Origin of the sequence: Sphaerimonospora thailandensis (genome assembly GCF_016863115.1) — a bacterium.
GTDB classification, from domain to species: domain Bacteria; phylum Actinomycetota; class Actinomycetes; order Streptosporangiales; family Streptosporangiaceae; genus Sphaerimonospora; species Sphaerimonospora cavernae.
This window is the reverse complement of record NZ_BOOG01000072.1, coordinates 1-20,780: the sequence shown is the minus strand read 5'-3', so window position 1 is coordinate 20,780 and position 20,780 is coordinate 1. Positions and strand designations below refer to the sequence as shown.

Here is a 20,780-nt window from a genome sequence, read left to right as displayed (position 1 = left end):
ATGGCTGACGAGGTGGAGTCGTTGGCGGATGTCTGCCGACAGGCGGGGCTCGCCTGTGACGGGGCTCGGCTGCTTCGTGTCCACGCCAATGCGATCTACCACCTGCCGAGGGAGAACGCGGTCGCCCGCGTCCGCAACGCCGCAGCGTTCGAACGCATGCGCAGCGCCGTACAGACCGCCGCCTGGCTCGCGGACCAGGGTTTTCCCGCGCTCCGACCGCTGGAAGTGGCCCAGCCCGTCGTCGTCGGCGCCCACCTCGTGACCTTCTGGGAGTATCTGCCGCCTCTCGACGGTCGGCAGGCCGACGTCACGCACCTCGCCGGCCTGCTGCGTGCGCTGCACCGGCATCCGCTGCCGCCGTTCCCGTTGCCCTCCATCCGCCCGGTCGGCAACACGGCCGCCGACGCGAGCGCGTCCACCGTCCTGTCCGAAGGCGAGCGGAGCTGGCTGATCGCGCGCTGTGCGGAGCTGGAGGAGGGCTTCGTACGGCTCGCCCCCACGCTGTCGCAGGGGATCGTGCACGGCGACGCCCACACCAACAACCTGCTCCCGCATCCCACTCACGGGTGGGTGCTCATCGACTGGGACTCCGTCGGCGTCGGCCCGCCCGAGTACGATTTCATGCCCATCTACCTGCGTCCCCGCCGCTTCGGCTACCCGCACTCGCTATGGCGGGAGTTCCGTACGGCCTATGGATTCGACCCGGCCGGGAATTCCGGCCTCGACCTGCTGGCCGAGATCCGTGAGGTCCGCAGCCTGAGCGCCTTCATCCGCGGCGCTGAGCACAACCCAGCAGCTCGTACGGAGCTGTCCAACCGGCTGTCCTCCCTCATGGCAGGAGACCACGTCCGCAGATGGCATGCACTGTGACTCCGCGATCCGCGGTCTTATGGAAGCAGCGCACCCCTCGCCGTCCGGGTCGCCGAGCGACGCGGTTGGCCACGGATAGGCCATAGCTCGCAAACCGCCCTTTCACGCCACCAGGCCCTTGCGGTAGGCGTAGACCACGGCCTGCACGCGGTCACGCAGGTCGAGCTTGGTGAGAATGCGCGACACGTACGTCTTCACGGTTTCCTGACTGATCACCAACGCCGCGGCGATCTCGCTGTTGGACAGGCCGTCGGCGATGAGGCGCAGCACCTCCAGTTCGCGCGGCGTCAGCGGGACGTCGTCCGGCGTGCCCTGGGCGGGACGGATCCGCGCCGCGTACCTGCCGACGAGCTGCCGCGTGACCTCGGGTGCCAGCAGTGCGGCACCCGTCGCGACGGTGCGGATGCCGTGCAGGAGTTGCGCCGGTGGGGCGTCCTTGAGCAGGAACCCGCTCGCTCCCGCGCGCAGTGCCTCGTACACGTACTCGTCCAGGTTGAACGTCGTCACCACGAGCACCTTCACCGGATGCGCCACCCCGGCGCCGGCGAGCAGGCGGGTCGCCTCGATGCCGTCGAGCACCGGCATCCGTACGTCCATCACCACCACGTCCGGGTTCAGCCGGCGGGCGAGGTCGACCGCGGCGCGGCCGTCCCCGCACTCGCCCACCACCTCCAGGTCGGGCTGCGCGTCGACGATCGTCGCGAACCCGGTGCGGATCAGCGCCTGGTCGTCGCAGATCACGACCCGGACCGGCGCGTTCACGACGGTCTCCCCGCTGGGATGCGCGCCCGTACGACGAATCCGCCGTCCGCCCGCCGGTCCGCGCTCAACTCGCCGCCCAGGGCGTCGACCCGCTCGCGGAGCCCGGCCAGTCCCCGCCCGCTTCCGCCGGGAGAGACGGTCCTTGAGCTGGAACCATCGGTGCCGACCTCCACGGAGATCTCCCTCTCGCCGTAGCGCACGCGCACCACGGTACGGCTGCCATGGGCGTGTTTGAGGGCGTTTGTCAGAGACTCTTGCACGACCCGATAGGCCACGTACTCGGCGCTGCCGACCGGCTCCGCCGGCTCGCCCTCCTCGGTGAACTCCACCGGCTGCCCGGCCCGGCGCGTCTGCTCCACCAGTGTCTGAAGTTCACCGGCGGACGGCGTCCTGACGCCGGGGTGATGGTCGGGGTTGAGCAGGTCGAGCAGGTGCCGCAGGTCGGTGATGGCCCGCCGGCCGGTGTCGGTGACGGCGTTCAGGGCCGCGTCGAGGCGTTCGGGTGCGGCGGTCAGGTAGCGTGCCGCCTCGGCCTGCACGACCATCGCCGTGACGTGGTGGGTCACGACGTCGTGGAGCTCGCGGGCGATGCGGGTGCGTTCGGCGGCGCGGGTGGCCTCGGCGATGTGGCGGCGGCGTTCGGCCTCGGCGGTGCGGGTGGAGCGCAGCCATGCCCCGATGCCCCATGCGAGGACCAGCGCCAGGTAGAACGTCACGTACCCTTCCAGCCCCTCGTCCGAGCCGGCCCGGTCGAGCGCGACCGCCAGCGGCAGGTACGCCGCGGAGAGCAGGGCCACAGCGGTGCGCCGGTGACGTTCGAGGTGGGCGCCCGCGCTGATGAGCGCGATGGGCAGTGCGGTGCCCGACACCGTGTGGTAGGCGCGGAGCTGGTCGAGGGCGAAGCCGAGTGACACCAGGACGAGACAGATGGCCGGCCACCGCCGGCGGACGGCGAGGGGGAGACACTCGAGGGCGATGGCCAGGACGGCCAGCGCGTCGAAAGGGCGGGCCGGCAGGTCGCCGAGCTGCGTCCCGTGGCCGCGCAACGCCGGCAGGAGCGATGCGACGGCCAGCAGCAGCGCGAACGGGAAATCCCGGACCGCGACGTCAGACCGCCGCCACAGATCCGGGACTCGCCGAAAGTCGATCACTGGGTGAGCGTAGCGGTCGCGTCGGCCCGGGCGCCGCGCCGCCGGGGGACCAGGTTGCCGCGCCGGCGGGCCAGCCGCAGGAACACGATCGTCAGCAGCAGGCCGAACACGATCGCGTACGGGCTCGCCTCCGGGCCGAAGTCGCCGCCGGTGAGCAGGGCCGGGCCTGAGGTCACGCCGTGCAGCAGCCCCTGCGTCGCGCCGTTGCCGGAGACCTCGGTGCTGAAGACGCCGGCCGCGGCGAAGTTCCAGCCGAAGTGCAGGCCGATCGGCAGCCACAGGTTGCGGGTGGCGACGTAGGCGGCGCCGAGCATGCCGCCTGCCTCGATCGCGATGGCGATCGCGCCCCACAGAGTGGCGTGCTGGTTGGCCAGGTGCATCAGGCCGAACACCAGGCCGGTCAGCACCAGTGCGATCCACGTGCCGGCCCATTCCTCGACGATCCGGAACAGGACGCCGCGGAAGATCAGCTCCTCGGTCACGGCGGCGGCGGCCATGACGCCGAGCAGCCCGATCGCACCCGACACCGAGCCGAGGCCGTCGACCCGGTAGTAGCCCAGGAAGGCGAGGTTCACGATGACGGCCGTGAACATCCCGACACCGATCAGCAGCCCACGGCCCACACCGGCGGCGGCGCTTCTCGCGGCCACCTCCACCGGCGCGCGGCGCTCGGACCACCGCACCACCCAGGCGTACACGAACACAGAGAGCACGGCTGTCGCGACACCGAGGACCAGGGTGAGGAACGTGTTCTCCTGCACCGCACCCACGCCCATGCTGCCGACGAAGGCGACCGCCGCGACGGCCACGAGTTGCTTCAACAGTCGCATGACGACTCCTTTGCGAGATTCCGCGACAGAGCACCGCGGCTACGTCGAGAACGCTAGGGATTCGACGGCCTGGAATCGTCACCGCGCAGTGGACATTCGCGGGTAGCTCGCACGGGGGACAAGTACGCCGCGGAGCTCGTTCACGAGCCGCCCGCGCAGCTCGGCGGCGCGCCCGGTGCCCGACCGTGGTGCTGGCAGGCCAGCCATACGTCAGCCCCGATATCGGGTGGGGGCGTCGACAGCTACGGTGACCTGTCACCGCCACCGGGGCTCGAGTAGGTGTCCCCGAGGGGAGATCGCCTACGAACCCGCGGTGGTCCAGCTGACCGCCTCCGCCGCCTCCGCCGCCTCCGCCCGCATCCTCCGTCACACCGCGCGTCGGCGGAGGGCTCTGCGTAGATCAATCTTGGTCCCGGCACAGCGGCCACTCGTCACCCGGTGCGCACCTCTCGTAGGAGAACGCGTCAACCTGGAGTCGCCTTGGTTTCCCGCGCTGCTGGATCACAAGGATGTACCGTTCGGGGACCGGTACCCGTTGATGTACCGCCCTGCGGTTGCGCTGGTAGCAGTTTCCCCAACTTGAGAGCACGACGCAGTCCCCATCCACCCAGACGATCTCGGTTTTGGTGGTCGCCGGCTCGAATTTCTTGTCCATGACCACGGTGGCGTCGGGGTTCGGCCTGGCCTCCTGCTCCGACACGCTCGTCGAGCCCGGCTCCACCGGGTTCGACTCGCTCGTCGCGGCGAAGGCGAGGGCGACCAAGGTCGCCAGCGCACCTGTGCCCACCAGCAGGTACTTCCATATCTCCGGCACTGTCGACGAGGACGCATCCGTGGGTGATCCCGCCGGGGAGTGTGAGGTGGTCGCCTGTTCCGTGGCCGGATCCGGGTCGGCCTCGTCGCGGGCCCACCAGTTCCAGTACGGTGGCGGCTCCGGCCAGTCAGGGTCAGGGCCGCCCCAGCCTTCGTCGGGCTCCCAGCCCTTGGGAGTCGGGGGCCAGCCAGGCGGCGCGTTGAACGCCCATCCCGGACCGGGGCGTGGGGGGATGCGCATGCGACCTCTCCGGATCGATCAGCTGGCAGTGTGTCTACCACGCGGCCGTGCGGTCCTGTCCCGATCGGGGAGAGGGCGCTTTGGCCGCGACTGTCGATGCAGCCCGGGCGCCTCCCTCCTGTCACGTTCCATCCGCGTGTTACGGCGGTGCTCCTGCCGCATCAGGGAGCCGAGACAGCGCTCGTAGAGGGAGCCGTTCACGAGGTCCTGACTTTCGCGCCGGAGATCGCCGATGAAGTGTGACGATTATGCACCTATTCGTCCACTGTGTCACTATCCACATCAAACCTCGGATATAGGACCTCTTGGTGCTCTCCTGCCTCTATGTGGATAATCTCCACACAATGCTCCTTATGGCTCCGATCCGGGGTCCGCCACGGCCACCGGGGCCGCCCACTTGGCTCCAGCCCGCGACCAGCAGGGATGGACGACGAGGGCGCCCTGGTGGCGGGTCAGCCGTCGGTATGAAGATCGCTGGGATCAATCGACGCGACGAGCGCCGCGAGTTCCGGCTCTCTCGTGAGGTCCAGGGGGAACATGTTCTTGGCCGCCCCCTTCTGACTGACGAGCAGTTCCGACGACACGTCGTTGATAACCGTCGCGGCATCCGCGTCCGCCCACTTCACGCCGTCAAGTGCCGCCCTGGTGATCCTCGATGCGAGCATGCACTCCAGGCGGGACTGTCCGTACGCGTCCGGTTCCGAGAGGCGGACGGCGACGATGCGGGCCGAGGAGAGCGCGGGCGCGACGGCGAATGCCTCACGTATCGTCACCAGTGCGTACCCGCAGACCATCTGGGCGTAGAACGCCGCGGCAAGCTTCTTGGGCGTCTGGCGCAGGCTGACGTTCCCCGCCTCGGTGAGGCTGGGGTAGCGGCTGGGGACGGCATCGGTGCCCGGCACGAGGACGGCCAAGGCGACCTCTCCGCCCGTCACCCCGACCGCGGCGGCCGGTGCTTCGTTATCGTCGAAGGCCTCAGCGAGGGTTTCCAGTACGACGTCCGGCTGGTTCGAACAGAGCTGTCGCCATCGCTCGTCCAGCGCGGACTGCCACTGCATCCGCTGATCGGCCAACTGCTGCCGGACGTGAGCGATTTCCTGCTCCGCCCATACGCGGGCGGTCTCCCTGGCCCGGGCCCGTTCCCTTCTCCTGAAAATGCCGATGCCCTCGAGCGCCTTGCTCTCGTGTCGTTTGCGGATCTGGGCTTCGTCCGGTCCATTGGGCTGGGGGGCCATCGGCGCCGTAGCCCGGCGAAACTCTTCACGGTGGATGTTGTTGATCGCCTCGTACGCGTCGGCGAGAGCCCGTGCCTGCTCTGCCTTTTCCGCGGCTCTCAGCTGCCGTTGGTATGAGGCGACTGAGCGGGACGAAGACCCGGAGGATCGTCCTCCTCCCAGCGAGGTGTAAAAACCGATCGGTCCTGCTCCTGTGGAGAAGCCGGTCCTGCCCGCCCCGAAGTGCACCCGCGCCGCTCGTGGTCCCACGCTTGCTCGCAGCCCGCGGCTGGACGCGCGAATCCGGACGCCTGGCGCGACTTTAAAGGAGAAGCCCATGACGGGAGATTACTCATTTAGGCAGCTCTACGGGACCGTTCCAGAAGATGCGGGCGGTGTACGACGTTCCGATCGAGATCATGCTCAACCAGATGGCCGTCACCCTCGGCCGGCACTCCCCGGGTGACTCCAGGTCGGTGCTGCTCAAGGAGATCGGGGGCCTGGAACCCTGATGGCCCACCGGGGCGGGGTGCCCTTGCCGGGTACTGCTGCATTCGGGATTACGCACTATCTCGTCCCGATTTCTTCACCTATTTTAAAATTTCCCACTAATGATCCTTTGGCTTTCGGCGGCCATGTTGAGGTGGTCGAAACTAGACTTGCTTTTAACCCAAGTGTCCTGCGGGGCGTCGATGCCCTGGCGTGTTCTGGCGAGAGTGGGCGCTATTGGACTATGGCCGCGAATGACGAGGATGGTGAGCATATCGGTCGCCATCGCCCTATCTGCCCCTGGTGCGTTGAGTGGCTATCTTATTTCGAGAGGTCAGACCACTTATGTTCGTCGCGATGGGTCAAACCGGTCGACTCGGCAGCAATCTTTCCATAACTTCGCATTAAATGAGTTCTCGGCGTATTTCCCCTAAAGTTCCCATCATCGTGGTGAGTGATTCTGATGAAATCTTCTGACGATCGACTGAAACTGGCTCTCAAGAGATGGCGTGACTCGCTGATCGATCTCAGCGGCAAGAACCGACTGCTCAGCTTCAAACACTCCCGTTCGGCGACTCTTGAGATCACCTCTCCTGAGGCGGCCCAACTGCTCGCTGGGCTTGCGAAGGGCTTACGTTTCGCTGACCTCGATGAGGCCGCCGAGGATGACGAGCAGGGCGAACCGAAGGCGATCGCCCCGGCGGCTACGGCGTGTTCTGGAGAGATATTCACTCAGAAGGGCACGCGGAGCTCGCTCGACAGCGCCCTTCGCAAGCTGCTCCGCGACTCGAAGCAGGTCTTCTCCGACACTGGCCTGTGGGTTCTCCGACTGGGCGTCGGCTTCCTCGACTGGAGTGAGGACGGAGGCGCGAAGGTCTGCTCGGCGCCGCTTCTCCTGGTCCCTGTCGCACTCGAACACAAGACCAACGGATTTCATCTACTGGAGGTGGGCGACGAGGAGGTCACGCCGAACCCCGCCATCGCCGTCAAGATGGAACGGCTCGGCGTCGAGTGGCCCTCCGCCGACCAGATGGAAGATCTCCCATCGACGCTCGCCGTGGTACGGCGTGCGGTCGCCGGCCAGCGGGGTTGGGCCGTGAGCGAGCGTGTGGTGCTGGCCACCTTCCAGTCGCACAAGGAGACGATGTACCGCGATCTCCTGGACAACGAGGAGCGCATCCTCGCCAACCCTCTGGTGCACGCCGTCGGCCTGGGTCCAGACGCCGAGAGCGATCTCTCCGGGCTGGACTTCGCTCCGGTGCCTGAGCGGGAGTTGGACCGGGTCCAGCCACCCGAAGACGTCCCGTTGGTGCTCGACGCCGATTCCTCACAGCGACAATGTCTGGCCGCGGCCGTGCAGGGGCGTACCTTCGTGATGGACGGACCCCCTGGTACGGGTAAGAGCCAGACGATCGCCAACATGATCGCCGTTCTGTTGCACGCCGGCCGGACAGTCTTGTTCGTCAGCGAGAAGGCCGCGGCGCTGGATGTGGTCCGCAATCGGCTGGCCGGCGCCGGCCTGGAGCCATTCCTGTTACCACTCCACTCCCACCACACCAGCCGTAAGCATGTCGCTCAGGAATTGGGCCGAGCACTCAACGAGCAACCTCGCGCCCGGATCACCGCGCCGGCACGGGGCCGGGCGCGGAGCCTGCGCCTGGGGCTCTCCAAATACGCGGAAGCGATGAACGAGGTACGTGAGCCGCTGGGACGCACCCTCTTCGGAGTCATCGGTCGGCTGAACGGCCTCAACGATGTGGTGTCTCTGGTTCCCGACCGTCGTTTCCAGGCCAAGGAGCTTACCTCGGGGCATTGTGACGAGATTCTCGCTGCCGCCCGCGAGGTGTCTCGTGCTTGGCGTCCGGTCGAGGAGGGGGATGCCTTCCTGTGGCGGGGGCTGGAGAGGGTGGAGTCTCTGCGTCCCAGCTTGGATCGTGTGGCCGAGAAGACGGATCTCCTTCGCCGAGCAATTGAACGTCATGGGGAGTTGGCGCTTCCGCTGGGGCTCGATGACCTTCCCGCCGTCCCGAAGTTGATCTCCTTGTTGGACCTCACGGCTTCCCGGCCGACGGTGCCCCCTCACTGGCTGAGCGAGCCTGACCTGACGCCGATCCTCACCAGGCTGTCCGACTTTGAGGCGCGGAGGGACCAACTGATCGCCGTGGAGCAGTCCGCCGAGCGGGAGATCGGCCGTTCCTGGGGGTCGCTCCCGCGCGAACTGGCCGCTCACGTCCCCGTGGACGAGCTGGCGTTGACCAATCGTTCCGTTCCAGGCGTCGAGGTGGCCGCGCTGACCGCCCAGCAGGCCACGAAGACGGCGCAGGACTTCGCTGCGATCGCGGCCATGCTGCGTAGGCACCGGACATCTCTTGCCGATATCGCCGCCATGTACGGCGTACCGGACCCGAGAGACTTCAACGAGGCCGTGAACCTGTGCGAGCTGGTCGGGTTCTCCGGGGCAGAACCGAAGCCGGAAGCAGACTGGCTGGACGCCCAGCTCCGTGATGCGGCACGGCATGCCGCTCAGGAGCTGGAGAATGCGCTCACGGAGCTGAACCGGGCACGCGGCCAAGCAAACGACCTGTTCAACGAGAACATTCGGACATCTCCCGACCTGCTGGTCCTCGCACAGCGCTTCGCCGAGGATTATCACGTCTTTTCAAAGCTCTCGGCCGCCTACCGGCGAGATAAGAAGACACTCGCCGAACTGACCCATGCCAGCGCCTGGAGCAAGGCCATCGCGGAGCGTCTCCCCGAGGCCGTCGCCTGGCGACAGGCGGACGAGCGGTTCCACGCCGCAGCGCGAGAACATGCCGGGCGCCTCGGAGGATTCTGGGCAGGAGAGAAGACGGACTTCAACAACATTCGCACGGCTCTGTCGCTGGCCGAGCAAATCGACGCGGCGGCAGGGGCCATACGGAACAACGAGCTCTTGGCCGCCCAGGTGGCCCGTAATGGCATGCCGAGCTCCATCGCCATCGAGACCGCGGCGGTCATCCGGCAAGATCTCAGTCGTTGGCGGGCCTCGCTCGTTCCCGCTCCCCACCCCGGTGGCCGTCCGGCACTGGCACAGGCGACCTTGGTCGAGGCGGCCGAATGGTATGAGGTACATATACCTGTCCTGAGGGCTACGGCCGACATGACGCGAGCCGTGGACATGGTCTCCCAGAGTGCTCCGTTGACGGCGGCGCGAGCACGTCACGCGATCGCGTTGGTCCAGGAGGCCCGCCGGGAGCGTGCGGTGTTCGAAGGGCGCCAGGTGGCGGACCAGGCGCTGTTGGGACTGCTCTATCAGGCAGAATGTACGGACCAGCCCGTGATCGACGCCGCGGTGAAGTGGGTCGGCGATGCCAGGAAGATGGTTCCGACCGGCATGCCCGTCGAGAGTGCCGAGTCCCTTCTCAAGGCGACCCCGGACCCCGATCTCGCAGAGTGCTATCGGTCCTGGGTCGACTCCGTCGGGAACATGGTCACGTTCTGGGGCGAAGAACAACGTGAGACGCTGCGTGCCACGCTGACGGGTTCTTTCGGGGAGGCCGCCGAACTGATCGCCAGGATGAAGGCGGACGGCAGCGGACCTGAGGAGTGGCGCTCCCTTAAGCAGGCACGTGAGGCGCTGGCCGAACACCACCTCGACGACCTCATCGGCCGTGCCGCAGCACAAGACGTACCGGGTAGCCGGTTCGGACGGTTGGTGGAGCGCGCCGTGCTTCAGGCGTGGGTCGAATGTCACCTCGTCGCTGATCCCCGCCTTGCGGTGAGCATGGCCGTACAGCGCGACGCACTGGTGGAGGAGTTCCGTGAGCTCGACAAGGAACTGGTCGTCAGCGCATATGCCCGTGTGATCAAAGCCTGCAACGCGCGACGGCCGAGAACCATGCTCGGGCCCGCGGCCGTCATCAACCGCGAGGCGGAGAAGAAGACCCGTCACAGGCCCGTCCGCAAGTTGTTGTCCGATGCGGCAGAGACGGTCCATCTGATCAAGCCGTGCTTCATGATGAGCCCGCTCACCGTGAGCCAGTTCCTGCCTCCGGACTTCCAGTTCGATGTGGTCATCTTCGATGAGGCATCCCAGGTCCGTCCGCACGACGCCGTCAACTGCATTTATCGGGGGCGTTCCCTCATTGTCGCCGGTGACCAGAAGCAGATGCCTCCCACGAACTTCTTCGGTAGTTCGGATGAGGAGGACGACGAATATGACGAAGAGGCGCCCGACTCCTTCGATTCGTTGCTCGACCTGTGCAAAGCCAGCGGTGTGATCCGCAGCCTGCCGCTGCGCTGGCACTACCGGAGCCGCCACGAACACCTGATCGCCTTCAGCAATCACGAGTTCTACGAGCGTGGCCTGGTCACCTTCCCGGGTGCGTTCGAGAGCGGTCCGGGCGTCGGAGTGAGGTTCCACAAGGTCGACGGCGTTTACAGCCGGGGAGTCGGGCGTGACAACCGGATCGAGGCAGACGCGGTCGCGAAACTCGTCATCGATCACTTCACCACGCACCCCGAACAAAGCCTGGGAGTGGTGGCGATGTCCGAGCCGCAGGCACGGGCCATCGAAGAGGCTGTGGAACTGGCTCGCACGGGCCGGCCCGACCTGGGTCGGTTCTTTGTCGAGGACCGCCTGGACGGCTTCTTCGTGAAGAACCTCGAGACCGTCCAGGGTGATGAGCGTGACGTCATCATTCTTTCCGTCGGTTACGGCCCCGACCAGCATGGCAAGCTCAGCAGGAACTTCGGGCCGCTCAACAAGGCTGGCGGTTGGCGCCGGCTCAATGTCGCCATCACCCGTGCTCGTTATCGAGTGGATCTCGTGGCGTCGTTCACTGCCGATAGCATCCCCGACAGCGACAACATCAGCTACCAACACTTCAAGCGCTACCTCGAATACGCCGAGCGGGGGCCCGCCATCCTCGCCCACCAGGTTGTGACAGAGGAGGCGGACTGCGAGAGCGAGTTCGAGGAGTCGGTCGCCGCAGTGTTGCGAGGGTGGGGCTATGACGTCGTCCCACAGGTCGGCGTCGCCGGCTACCGGATCGATCTGGGCATCCGTCACCCCGAGATGCCCGGGCGTTACGCCATCGGCATCGAATGCGACGGCCCGATGTACCACTCCTCCCCAGTAGCCCGAGACCGTGATCGACTGCGGGATCAGGTCCTTCGTGGGCTGGGCTGGGAGCTTCACAGAATCTGGGGTTCCCACTGGTACTGGAACAGGCCGGAGGCGGAGCAGCGTCTTCGCACCGCCATCGAGGCAGCGGTGGACAAGGTCGGTGCCACGGTTGCTGCCCCTGATCCCGAAAACTTGGCCATCCCCTCGGAACATGTCGCGCGTTCCAAGGCAGAGCCGAAGGTGGAGATGGAGGTTGTGAAGGAAAATACCGAGCGAGCCTGGTCAACCCCATACCGGAAGGCCACTGTCCGACTCTCCCCGGGAGATCTTCCCGACATGAATCTCCCCGAGGCGCAGACGCAGATACGGAGCCTGTTCAGCAGGATCGTGGACGTCGAGGCTCCAATTCACCGCGATCAACTATTCCTGCGAGCGAGGGACGCCTGGGGGGTAGGGCGTATCGGCGGGCGCATCCAGGCCAACCTGGAGGACGTGCTGGACAAGATGAAGAGGCGCAAAGAGGTTATGGTGATCGGTGACTTCGTCTTTCGCTCATACGGTCAGGTCATTGCTCGTTCCCCCGGCAACGGAGCTGAGCGAAAGATCATGCACATCGCCCCCGCGGAGCGCGAGGTGGCCATTCTCGCGATCGTCGGTGAGGCCCCCGGGATCAGTGAAAGCGAACTGATCGCCGAAGTTTCGCGATTCTTCGGCTGGCGGCGCAGGGGAGCTGAGATCACATCGACACTGCGGCGGGATCTTCAGAACCTGAGCAAGAAGGGACGCATCTCCGGTGACCTGGACCGGATCACCGTGATCATCAAGTGATGTGGTTACGCGGGGCCGCGCACGCGTCGTACGAGGTCGTCGGCGGCCTCTGGCCACTGGGCGTGGTCGAAGGCGAAGCCCGCTTCGAGTAGGCGGCTGGGGACGACCCGACGGCTTTTCAGCAGGAGTTCGGTGTCCGAGCGCAGCGCGAACGCGCCAAGCTCGGCCATCCACTTCGTTGTGGGCAGGCCCACCGGGACACCCCACGCGGTGCGCAGCACGCGCATGAACGTGCGCTGGGGCAAAGGAACGGGCGCGGCGAGGTTCACCGGCCCGGCCAGGTCGTCCCGGTCGGCCAGGAACTCGACGGCGCGGACGAAATCGCGGTCGTGGATCCAGGACACGTACTGCGCGCCGCCGGCGACCGGGCCGCCGAGGCCGAGTCGCGTCAGGCGCAGCAAGACGTCGAAGACGCCGCCGCGGTCGGGGCTCATCACCATGGCGGCGCGCATGGCGACCTTGCGCGTGTGCGGGGTTTCGGCTTGCTCCTGCGCCCGCTCCCACGCTTTCGCGATCTCGACGCTGTAGGCCCAGTAGCCCGGGACGCCGGATTCGGTGCCGCCGAGCACGCCGGTCGCCTCGTCGTTGGGCGCGTCGAAGCGGTGGGCGTAGACAGTGGCGGTGCTCATCTGCAACCAGACTCGGGGAGGCCGTACGGCGGCTGCGATCGCCTCACCCACGACCCGGGCGGAGTGCACGCGCGAATCCATCATGGCCCGCAGGTTGCTTGGGGTGTAGCGGCAGTTGACACTGCGTCCGGCCAGGTTGATCACGATGTCGCCGCCGTCGATCTCCTCCGCCCAGGGGCCCAGGGTCTCGCCGTCCCAGCGAACTTCACGGTCGCGCGCCGGCCGTCTGGTCAGGACTACGACGTCATGGCCTGCGGCGGTCAGCGCGCGATTCAGGATCGTGCCTACCTGCCCGGTCCCTCCGGGTATCACTATCTTCATCAGGCTTCCCCCCGGTATGTGGGACGAGCCTAGCCCCGCGAGTTGAACGCGTCCGGGACGAAGATTCCGGTGGACTAGTCGGCCCAGACCAGGTTGTAGATCGTAACCATTTCAGCTGCTTCGTCGAAGTGGAGCCGCACGATGCCGAAGTCGCCAAATGTGGTCTTTCAGAGGTCTTTGCGATCGGGATGGACTACCCAGGCGCCCGATGGTGTGGAGGTGGGCGCGATTGTCGGCGTCTCGCCAGGCCGGCGCGACGGTGCTCTCTCGGATGCTCAGAATCTTGATCATCGGGTCGAGCGCGGATAGCGTTCGCCATGATGATGCGCAGGTGGATGTTGGCGATCCCTTTCCTCGTGTGCGGGCTGGCTGTGGCGGCCCGGCAGGTCGCCGCCGGGTCCCCTGTGGCCGCGGCCGTACTGCTGGTGGTGTTCGCCGTACTCGCCGGGCTGCTGTCGCCGCTGGTGTTCCCGAGGTCGATCGGTGCGGAAGAGGCACGACGGCGCAGCGCGGCCGATGGCCGTCCGATCATCTACTGGCGAGCGGGCTGTCGGTACTGCCTGCGGCTGCGGATCCGGCTGGGCCGTGACGCCCGCCGAGCGTACTGGGTCGACATCTGGCGCGACCCGGCCGGTGCGGCCGCGGTGCGGGCAGTCACCGGCGGCGACGAGACGGTGCCGACCATGGTGCAGGCAGGCCGGTCGTACGTCAATCCTGATCCCGGGTGGGTGCGCCGGCAGCTAGGGTGACCTGTCACAGCCTCATCGGCCCTGTCGTGTCAACACGCGTCCCGTCGTCCACGAGCCGGCCGCGCAACTCGGCAGCGTGTTAGGGGATGCCCCCTCAGGTGAGTGAACCGAATTGCGCGGCCATCACAGCGGCGAGGCGGGGCTTGCTGGTGATCCAGTCGGTGTTGCCGTCGAATACCGCCTGCCGTACCGCTTGGATGGTGCGCATGTCCGGAGTCGCCAGCATGGCCATGGCGGCTCGTCGGAAGTGCTTGAAGAGCGGGGGAAGTTGTCGGGGGTCTGTCCTGTTCTTGCTCCTCAGGGAGTAGAGCGGGAGAAACCACGTCTCGAACATCTCCCTCATCGTCGCTGTGGCTCCGCACCTCGCATATGCCGCATTGAGGGCCGTCGTCTGGTCGTAGGGGAGATGCCCATGCAGCGCGTACTGGAGCCGGACGCCGAGGTGTTCGCGGAAGTGCTGGCCGTGGGCCGCGATGTGGTTGGCCGCGTTCTGAGTGATGGTCATGACGGCTTTATCCGCCTGAAGCCTCCGCGCAGCTGCGAGGACGGTGACGTGGATGCCGGCACGAGGGTCGAGGACGAGATCGTTCAGCCCGAAGGGAGAGAGATCAACTCCGTGGTCACGGGTTCGAGAGAGGATCAGCCGCTGAGGAACGTTGCTCGCAGTGTTCTGTAGATGTCTGGGTTGTTGATGGTGGTTGGCATGAATGTCTGAGCGGTCGAGGACGGAGCGGTCTTTCGCCAGCGAGGCGACGAGGTGGGGTCGCCTGCAGTCCTGGATATCCGCGCTGCCGCAGGCGTTGCACCGGTGACTGCCGCTGCCGCTCATGTGCCCGCAGGTCTGGCATGTGGGGGCGGTCTCTTGGCTGATTATCAGGGTGCCGGCGCGAAGATTTTTCTCGATCATCTCAAGCGCGAGGGTCGCTACTTCTGCGTCGGCATCGGTCATGATGCCTGCCGCCGGTAGCCGCTGAGACGGGTACTTGCCTGCTATGAGCTCAGCCTCGAACGCCTTGCGGGAGATCTGCCTCTCGCGCGTTTCGCGGTGGCGCAGGTCTCCCGCGAGGGTGACCGTGTTCCACAGATGGGGGGCGGACGGCACGCCGATGATTGCGTTCAAGGCGTCGGCGAGCCTGATGCCGACGGCCTTGCCAGGCTGGCTGGCGAAGGTGAACGGCCCGTTCTGGACGGGGCCGTTGAGGAACAGGTATCGCACGGGTTCCTCCTAGATCGGCGGGATAGTCGTTGCCGTCCGGGTGATCCGGCCGTCTCGCAGCTTGTAGTGGAGGATCGCGGCGTTCGGCATTTTCTCCTTCCGTTCCTTGGCGAGGATCTCGGGCAGTGCCCGGCCTTCGAACAGGGAGCGGAGTGCCACGGCGGCGGTCTGGTGCGTAAAGGCGATAACCGTGTACGAGGCCTGGAGTTCGACCTGGGCCAGCGCGGCGAACTCGGCTGCCCGTTTGCGAACGCCCTCGGCGAGCGATTCGCCCCCGCCAGGTGCGGTCCAGATGTGCTTGCGTATTCGGCGATCCTCGGCGAGATCGGGATACGTCTCGAACAGTTCGCGCTTGGTCATGTAGGTGGCGTCGCCGTAGTGCTGTTCGTCGAGGAGCGTGGTTTGCCGAGGCCATCCAATGGGAGGGTTGGGCAGGGCGATCGCTGCGGTGTCGATCGCCCTGCGGTAGGTCGAGGTGTAGATGTGAGGCTCGGTGCCGACGATCTCCGGGAGCACCTCAGCGAGCCACTGTGCCTGGCGAAAACCACGCGGGGTCAGGCCGATCACGCTGCGGGAGATGCGGTGGGCGGCGACCCCGTTGTAGGGGCGCGGGTCCTGGTAGAAGCCCTTGTACTTGTCGGCGTTCTCGATGGACTCGGCGTGGCGGATGATGAGCAAGGTCATGGTGCGGCTCTATCCGGCCAGGTTGGCGACGTACGAACCGCTGGCGGTCCACGGCGTGAGCTCGATGCCGAAGCCGCTGCGCTTGCCGTCCTGGGTGTGGACGAGCTTTCCGGTCAGATGCACGTGTCTCCGGATCGGAAAGCCCCCGTGTAGGCACCGAGGTATGAGCGCATGTGCGTGATCCTGCGGGCGAATGAGTCGGGCTCGTCAATCGTCGAGCTGAGGATGGTCTTGACCTTGATCCCGTAGACCGCCGGAGTGGTGAGTCCCTCAGTGTGGTCGGTGATCTTTGCTAGGACCGAAACCTCTCCGATCTCCTTGGAGGAGATACGAGCGAAGGTCTTGTCACGGTCCGAGCGGATGGGCTCGCAGTTGATGTGTGCGCCGACCTTCGCGGTCAAGCCTTGCCGCTTTCGGCGTTCCTGCTTGATGAGGGCGTCGAACGAACTGCCCTCCATGTACTTGACCCGTCGGAGGTACAGCCGCGTCAGGTCGTCTCCGTCATACGGTCGGATCAACTCCGTCTGCTTGAACAGCTTGCTGGCGGCCTCGTAGCCTTCTGGGCCATAGCAAACGAGGTCGATGTCGGAGCGTTCGTTGAAGCAGCCGACCAGGAACGATCCTGTGATCCCGATCAGTCCCTGAGCGCCGTTCGAACTGATCCACTCGGAGATCGCCAGAAGGTCCTCGCCCACGGGGTTGTCGGCGATGGCGCCGGGATCCTCGTGGATGGCTATGAGAGCCTGACGGCAGGAGTAGTGGACGGCGACATCCTCGCGCGGGATGCCGGTGATGACGCAGCCGAGGGTCTCTGAGTAGACGTAGCACTCCGGCCGCCCGGCCAGGATGCCGAAGGACTTCGACACGACACTGTTCTGCCGGTAGGTCTGACCGAACAGCCGCCGGTCGCCCTTCTCATCAGGGTGGTACTTGACGTAGCCGAGGTAGTGGCTACCGGGGTGACTGTCGCCGATGACCTTGAAAACCACTCCATGGTGGTCCATCAGGTAGTCGCGGTCGCGGACGGCGGGTACCGGTCTACCGGTATTCAGCGGTGAACCGCTCCAGAGTGGGGAAGGCGCCGGTATCGATCGTGTTGGACGACTCATACTGATCAAGTCCCATCGTGAAGAGGGCGCGGCGGTACTGCCACTTGATGTGCTTGTCGTGCCGAGCAGGGTCGGTCGGGCGCATGAGGGCGAGGAAGAAGAAGCACTTGACGAGCAGGAAGTCGCCCAGATGCTCGCTCACCCGCTGACCGATCAGGGAAGCGGTGGTCTCGTCGAGTGCGGCGGTGTAGGCGGAACGTTGCTCGTGGCTGATGGTGTAGCCCTTGCCGCCGCCCTTGAAGGGCACGATGTCGAGGGCGGGGTAGACGTCGTAGCCGAGAGGGATGGGGCCGTGGTGCTGCCAGTCGATGATTCCAGTGCCCAAAACGTTGGGCAGGCCGTAGTCCAAGTGGCCTCGGACCAGCGGAAGCTGGGCTAGTCGGTCGAGAGCGCGCCTGATCGTGTTGTGCACTCGGAGAGTGTCGAACTCTGGGTTCTCCTCGAAGACATTCTTGGCGAACGCGGCCTTCTCGAACCAGGGCGAGGCGGCGGGCACCGGGTGGCAGACCTGGGCCTGGAGAAGCTTTGAAGAAACGGTCGCTGCAGCAGCGATCACTCGGTGGCTGACCTGTCCATCCTGCCGGGCATCGGTGAGTGCTTCCTCGTGTAGCGAGGTGTTGCCGAGGGAGCGCTCGACGACGTAGTAGCCGCCGTTCTCGGACCCGCTGTCGACGATCTCCGGGACCGGGTAGCCGAGGCTGTCGACCAACCGCTGAAAGTTGATCTCCTCGCGTAGGTCAACTCCACCGGTCCGCTTGTAGAGCAGGCCGTCTGCGGACTTCCACACCGCGCCCTGGGTGGCGGTTCTGGCCTTGACGAATTCCCAGTCGCGCATTCGTCCATCCTTCCGCACCGCTGATGCGCGCGGTGCCGGTGAGTCTCTCGCGGGCGTACCCCCCCGGGAGTCCTGAGTAGCAATATTACTACGACCATACCGCAGGAAAACTATGATTAAAAGATTCTGTGAGTAGCAGTGTTTCTGTGTTTCTGCGAAGCTGAATGCGACTCTGAGCGGAGGTCCCGATGAGCGGTGGTTTTGGGCTGATTGTCCGTTTTGAGCTGCGCGACCAAACTGCAGTAGCCGGGTTCGATGGGCTAGTGGCTCGCACGCTTCCAGAGATCCGGGAGCTTGAATCGGGCACGCTCGCCTATGTTGTGCACTCCGTGCCGGAGGAGCCGAACGTCCGGGTGTTCTATGAGCTGTACGTCGATCGTGCGGCCTTCGACGCTCACGAGCAGCAGCCGCACACCAAGCGCTTCTTGGCCGAGCGGGAGCAGTACCTCAGTGGGCTTCAGGTCACCTTCCTCGCGGTTGAGACCGGGAAGGGGCCGGTGCCGTGTGAGCACCCTTGAGGAGCGCAAGGCGTTCGGTAGCCGAGTCGCTGAGCTACGCAAGCAACGCGGCATGAAGCAGGACGAGTTGGCGTTGGCGATCGGCCGCACGTCGAGTTGGCTGTCCCAGGTTGAGCGCGGCGTTCAGCCGGTCAACCGCCTCGATGTGCTGAGATTGCTGGCGGACGGGCTGGGCGTCTCGCTCCAGATGTTGCGGCCAGACGTGCCGGTGGAGACGCCCACGCCCCAGCCGGAGCGGGTGGAACATTCGAATGACCTGGACCAGGCTCGGCTCGTGATCTCCGGGCATCCGGCGCCCGAGGTGCTTCTGGCCGACCTGGCGGCGGGCAGCTCTGCCAACCTTCCGGAACTGCGAGCTGTCGTTGACCGGGTGTGGGAGCTGACGCATGCGAACCGGTTCGCCGAGCTGAGCGCCGCCCTCGGACCTTTGGTTCCGCGCCTTGAACGAGCGGTGCGCACCGCACCTGCCGAAGAGCGCCGTGAACTCTTTTTACTCTTGAGCCGGACGTACCAGGCACTGGCGGCCGCATTCGTCCGCCAGGGTGAGCCCGATGCTGCCTGGGTGGCCGCGGACCGTGCCATTCAGGCAGCAGAGCAGTCTGGCCAGCCCTTGCAGGTTTTCGCGAGTATCTTCCGCCTCGCGCATGCCTTTGTGCGATTACGCCATCTGGACCAGGCAGAACACGCGGCGAGCACAGCGGTAAACGCCTTGCGCGAGCACACCTACGGCAGCGTCAGCGCCGGTGCTGAGGCACTGTCGCTCTTGGGTTCCCTGCACTTGGTCCTGGCGCTTGTGCATGCCCGAGCCGGTAACCGCGCCGAAGCGCGTGCGGAGATTGGTTGTGCCCGCGAGGTCGCGAGACGGGTCGCAGCCGACCGAAATGACTTCAACCTTGAGTTCGGGCCGACCAACACCGAGATTCAGGCCGTGTCCATCGCCGTGGATCTTGGCGACGCGGGCGAGGCCATCGAGATCGGCCAGGGGATCGACGCGTCGGGCTTGTCCGTCGAGCGGCGAGCACGACTGGCCATGGACATGGGACGGGCCTATGCGCAACGGCGTCAGAGTGGCGAAGCCCTCGCTTGCCTACTCGAAGCTGAGGCAATGGCCCCGGAGTTGATCCACACGCATGGCGCCGCGCGGAACGCGATCAGGGAACTCGTGCTTCTCGGGGGCCACGCGGCCGACTCGGAGCTGAAGGCCCTGGCAGAGCGGGCTGAAGCCCTGCCATGACCACGGACCCGCACAGGTGTCCTCGTGGCCAACTCTCCGGTGGTCATGTCCCTGGCGGCTGGCCTCTGATTCTGGCGGTCAAAGCGGGGAGAGAATCGCCAGCCCTCGGCGAGCAGGCCGTCCACGGCCCTCCGCCGCATCCTCCGTCACACCACGCCTTGATCAGAAAGATCCTGCCGACGTGCAGCCGCCACACCGCGCCATGGCTCATGCTGCGGAGGGATCGCCGCGCCCAGCGCGTCCATCAACGCGGGCAGGCGTGGCCGCAGCCGACGCCGCCACCTGGGCCAGTGCCTGGTCTTCCGACGGGTCGGGCAGCAGCGCCCGGGACGCGAAGACCACCCTGGGGACGCGCATCGCCCCCTGCCGCTCGATTCACCACCGGTAGGGCGTCTCGTCGACCAGGTCGACGGCCACGTCGCTTTTGTCGGACATGCTTGACTCACCTACCCCGTGCGACTCCTCACATGCCGGGTCCGTTCGCCCATGACGGGTTCAGGGCGGAGGTGCGGGGAGTCGCCTCGGGCCGCTGATGCCTCTGGCCAGGGGTGCGCGCCAGCCGTACCGCATGGCGAGGATGCGGAAGGCGAAGGCGAGCACGGCCGCGGACAGGGTGGCGATGAATCCCCGTACGTCCAGGGCGTACAGCACGGCCATCGCCGTCGAGCCGAGCATCGCCGGCACGGCGTAGAGCTGCCAGAAGAAAGGCCATACCGCATCGCCTGTACCGCCTCTGGTGTAGCCGCTCAGAGCGACGTTCAAGACGCACGCCAGAACTGGAACCGGTAGGCCTCGACTCCTCGTGGTGCTCTGGCCCCTGACTTGCGCCAGCCTGGCCCCGGCCGCACGCTCGCACGGACAGACCAAGTCGCGGCCTGGTTCTTGAAATCGAGCGACTTGCTCGACTGGCCGCCCAGCGTCTGAACCAGGCGCAGGACGCCCGAACTGGAGAACATCTCCACGGTTACCGTCTTGGTCCATTCCCCAGGGTCGGCGGGGGGTTCCTCATCCCACCATTCCAACGCCACCTCGGCGACGTGCCAATCCTCGCTGCTCTGCACCATCGCGATGTTCGCAGCGGCGACAATCCAGGCATCGGTCGAGTTTAGCCGAATGGTGACATCGTCTATGGACAGCGCGCCGGCGGGACGGTTTTCCGCCCGGTCATCATCCATCTCGA

Annotated in this window: 17 protein-coding genes; 5 read left to right on the top strand and 12 right to left on the bottom strand. The window is 66.1% G+C overall.

All coding sequences use genetic code 11. The annotated features are described in order from the left end of the window. Positions 1 to 870, top strand: coding sequence for a phosphotransferase (locus tag Mth01_RS26840; protein WP_204018748.1), 870 nt, complete (start codon positions 1 to 3; stop codon positions 868 to 870). A 102-nt stretch (positions 871 to 972) separates the two neighbouring features. Here Mth01_RS26840 and Mth01_RS26835 read toward each other — a convergent pair whose 3' ends face one another. The 5 genes from Mth01_RS26835 to Mth01_RS26815 all read right to left on the bottom strand — a co-directional run bounded on the left by Mth01_RS26835 (position 973) and on the right by Mth01_RS26815 (position 5,902). Then, on the bottom strand, positions 973 to 1,632 hold the full coding sequence (locus Mth01_RS26835) for a response regulator (RefSeq protein WP_204018747.1): 660 nt from the start codon (positions 1,630 to 1,632) through the stop codon (positions 973 to 975). After that, a complete protein-coding gene (locus Mth01_RS26830) occupies positions 1,629 to 2,783 on the bottom strand; it encodes a sensor histidine kinase (protein ID WP_204018746.1) in 1,155 nt (384 codons plus the stop codon). Before Mth01_RS26830 ends, Mth01_RS26835 begins: the two co-directional genes overlap by 4 nt. Further along, positions 2,780 to 3,613, bottom strand: a complete 834-nt coding sequence (locus Mth01_RS26825) for a CPBP family intramembrane glutamic endopeptidase (protein ID WP_204018745.1) — start codon at positions 3,611 to 3,613, stop codon at positions 2,780 to 2,782. Before Mth01_RS26825 ends, Mth01_RS26830 begins: the two co-directional genes overlap by 4 nt. Positions 3,614 to 4,013: 400 nt before the next feature. Next, positions 4,014 to 4,667: a hypothetical protein gene (locus Mth01_RS26820; RefSeq protein ID WP_204018744.1), complete on the bottom strand. Its 654-nt coding sequence runs from the start codon at positions 4,665 to 4,667 to the stop codon at positions 4,014 to 4,016. A gap of 452 nt (positions 4,668 to 5,119) precedes the next feature. Continuing rightward, positions 5,120 to 5,902 (bottom strand): hypothetical protein, encoded by a 783-nt coding sequence (locus Mth01_RS26815; protein WP_204018743.1) that lies wholly within the window; start codon positions 5,900 to 5,902, stop codon positions 5,120 to 5,122. Between the two features lie 931 nt (positions 5,903 to 6,833). Between Mth01_RS26815 and Mth01_RS26810 the strand changes: the two genes are divergently transcribed. Next, positions 6,834 to 12,305: a DUF3320 domain-containing protein gene (locus Mth01_RS26810; protein WP_239090038.1), complete on the top strand. Its 5,472-nt coding sequence runs from the start codon at positions 6,834 to 6,836 to the stop codon at positions 12,303 to 12,305. A 5-nt stretch (positions 12,306 to 12,310) separates the two neighbouring features. Here the strand turns inward: Mth01_RS26810 and Mth01_RS26805 are convergent, their stop codons facing one another. Further along, entirely contained in the window at positions 12,311 to 13,255 is a 945-nt protein-coding gene (locus Mth01_RS26805; protein ID WP_204018741.1) for a TIGR01777 family oxidoreductase, read from the bottom strand. Positions 13,256 to 13,590: 335 nt separating this feature from the next. On the opposite strand from Mth01_RS26805, the gene Mth01_RS26800 reads away from it, so the two are divergent. Then, complete coding sequence (locus tag Mth01_RS26800) at positions 13,591 to 14,004, top strand: thioredoxin domain-containing protein (RefSeq protein ID WP_204018740.1); 414 nt, start codon at positions 13,591 to 13,593, stop codon at positions 14,002 to 14,004. A 94-nt stretch (positions 14,005 to 14,098) separates the two neighbouring features. On the opposite strand, the gene Mth01_RS26795 is transcribed toward Mth01_RS26800, so the two are convergent. The 4 genes from Mth01_RS26795 to Mth01_RS26780 form a co-directional block, all read right to left on the bottom strand. After that, a complete protein-coding gene (locus Mth01_RS26795) occupies positions 14,099 to 15,220 on the bottom strand; it encodes a hypothetical protein (RefSeq protein WP_204018739.1) in 1,122 nt (373 codons plus the stop codon). A gap of 9 nt (positions 15,221 to 15,229) precedes the next feature. After that, positions 15,230 to 15,904 carry a histidine phosphatase family protein gene (locus tag Mth01_RS26790; RefSeq protein WP_204018738.1) on the bottom strand — a complete coding sequence of 225 codons (675 nt, stop codon included), beginning with the start codon at positions 15,902 to 15,904 and terminating at the stop codon, positions 15,230 to 15,232. A 113-nt stretch (positions 15,905 to 16,017) separates the two neighbouring features. Next, a complete protein-coding gene (locus Mth01_RS26785) occupies positions 16,018 to 16,893 on the bottom strand; it encodes a nucleotidyltransferase domain-containing protein (RefSeq protein WP_239090037.1) in 876 nt (291 codons plus the stop codon). 49 nt (positions 16,894 to 16,942) lie between these two features. Beyond that, entirely contained in the window at positions 16,943 to 17,848 is a 906-nt protein-coding gene (locus tag Mth01_RS26780) for a phosphotransferase (RefSeq protein ID WP_204018737.1), read from the bottom strand. Positions 17,849 to 18,036: 188 nt separating this feature from the next. Here Mth01_RS26780 and Mth01_RS26775 point away from each other — a divergent pair, with 188 nt between their 5' ends. Next, the gene (locus Mth01_RS26775; protein WP_204018736.1) at positions 18,037 to 18,366 is read left to right on the top strand and encodes a putative quinol monooxygenase; all 330 of its coding nucleotides are present in this window, start codon (positions 18,037 to 18,039) and stop codon (positions 18,364 to 18,366) included. After that, on the top strand, positions 18,353 to 19,600 hold the full coding sequence (locus Mth01_RS26770; protein ID WP_204018735.1) for a helix-turn-helix domain-containing protein: 1,248 nt from the start codon (positions 18,353 to 18,355) through the stop codon (positions 19,598 to 19,600). Before Mth01_RS26775 ends, Mth01_RS26770 begins: the two co-directional genes overlap by 14 nt. A gap of 495 nt (positions 19,601 to 20,095) precedes the next feature. Here Mth01_RS26770 and Mth01_RS26765 read toward each other — a convergent pair whose 3' ends face one another. Both Mth01_RS26765 and Mth01_RS26760 read right to left on the bottom strand, forming a co-directional pair. Beyond that, on the bottom strand, positions 20,096 to 20,362 hold the full coding sequence (locus tag Mth01_RS26765) for a hypothetical protein (protein ID WP_204018734.1): 267 nt from the start codon (positions 20,360 to 20,362) through the stop codon (positions 20,096 to 20,098). After that, a partial coding sequence (locus Mth01_RS26760) for a hypothetical protein (RefSeq protein WP_204018733.1) occupies positions 20,359 to 20,780 on the bottom strand: 422 nt, incomplete at its 5' end. The genes Mth01_RS26765 and Mth01_RS26760, both read right to left, overlap by 4 nt.

Bases quoted from the DNA above. Each gene is read 5' to 3' on its own strand.
- Mth01_RS26790 (WP_204018738.1), bottom strand. From the start codon at position 15,904: ATGACCTTGCTCATCATCCGCCACGCCGAGTCCATCGAGAACGCCGAC.
- Mth01_RS26815 (WP_204018743.1), bottom strand. From the start codon at position 5,902: ATGGCCCCCCAGCCCAATGGACCGGACGAAGCCCAGATCCGCAAACGA.
- Mth01_RS26810 (WP_239090038.1), top strand. From the start codon at position 6,834: ATGAAATCTTCTGACGATCGACTGAAACTGGCTCTCAAGAGATGGCGT.
- Mth01_RS26780 (WP_204018737.1), bottom strand. From the start codon at position 17,848: ATGCGCGACTGGGAATTCGTCAAGGCCAGAACCGCCACCCAGGGCGCG.
- Mth01_RS26825 (WP_204018745.1), bottom strand. From the start codon at position 3,613: ATGCGACTGTTGAAGCAACTCGTGGCCGTCGCGGCGGTCGCCTTCGTC.
- Mth01_RS26840 (WP_204018748.1), top strand. From the start codon at position 1: ATGGCTGACGAGGTGGAGTCGTTGGCGGATGTCTGCCGACAGGCGGGG.
- Mth01_RS26775 (WP_204018736.1), top strand. From the start codon at position 18,037: ATGAGCGGTGGTTTTGGGCTGATTGTCCGTTTTGAGCTGCGCGACCAA.
- Mth01_RS26805 (WP_204018741.1), bottom strand. From the start codon at position 13,255: ATGAAGATAGTGATACCCGGAGGGACCGGGCAGGTAGGCACGATCCTG.
- Mth01_RS26820 (WP_204018744.1), bottom strand. From the start codon at position 4,667: ATGCGCATCCCCCCACGCCCCGGTCCGGGATGGGCGTTCAACGCGCCG.
- Mth01_RS26800 (WP_204018740.1), top strand. From the start codon at position 13,591: ATGTTGGCGATCCCTTTCCTCGTGTGCGGGCTGGCTGTGGCGGCCCGG.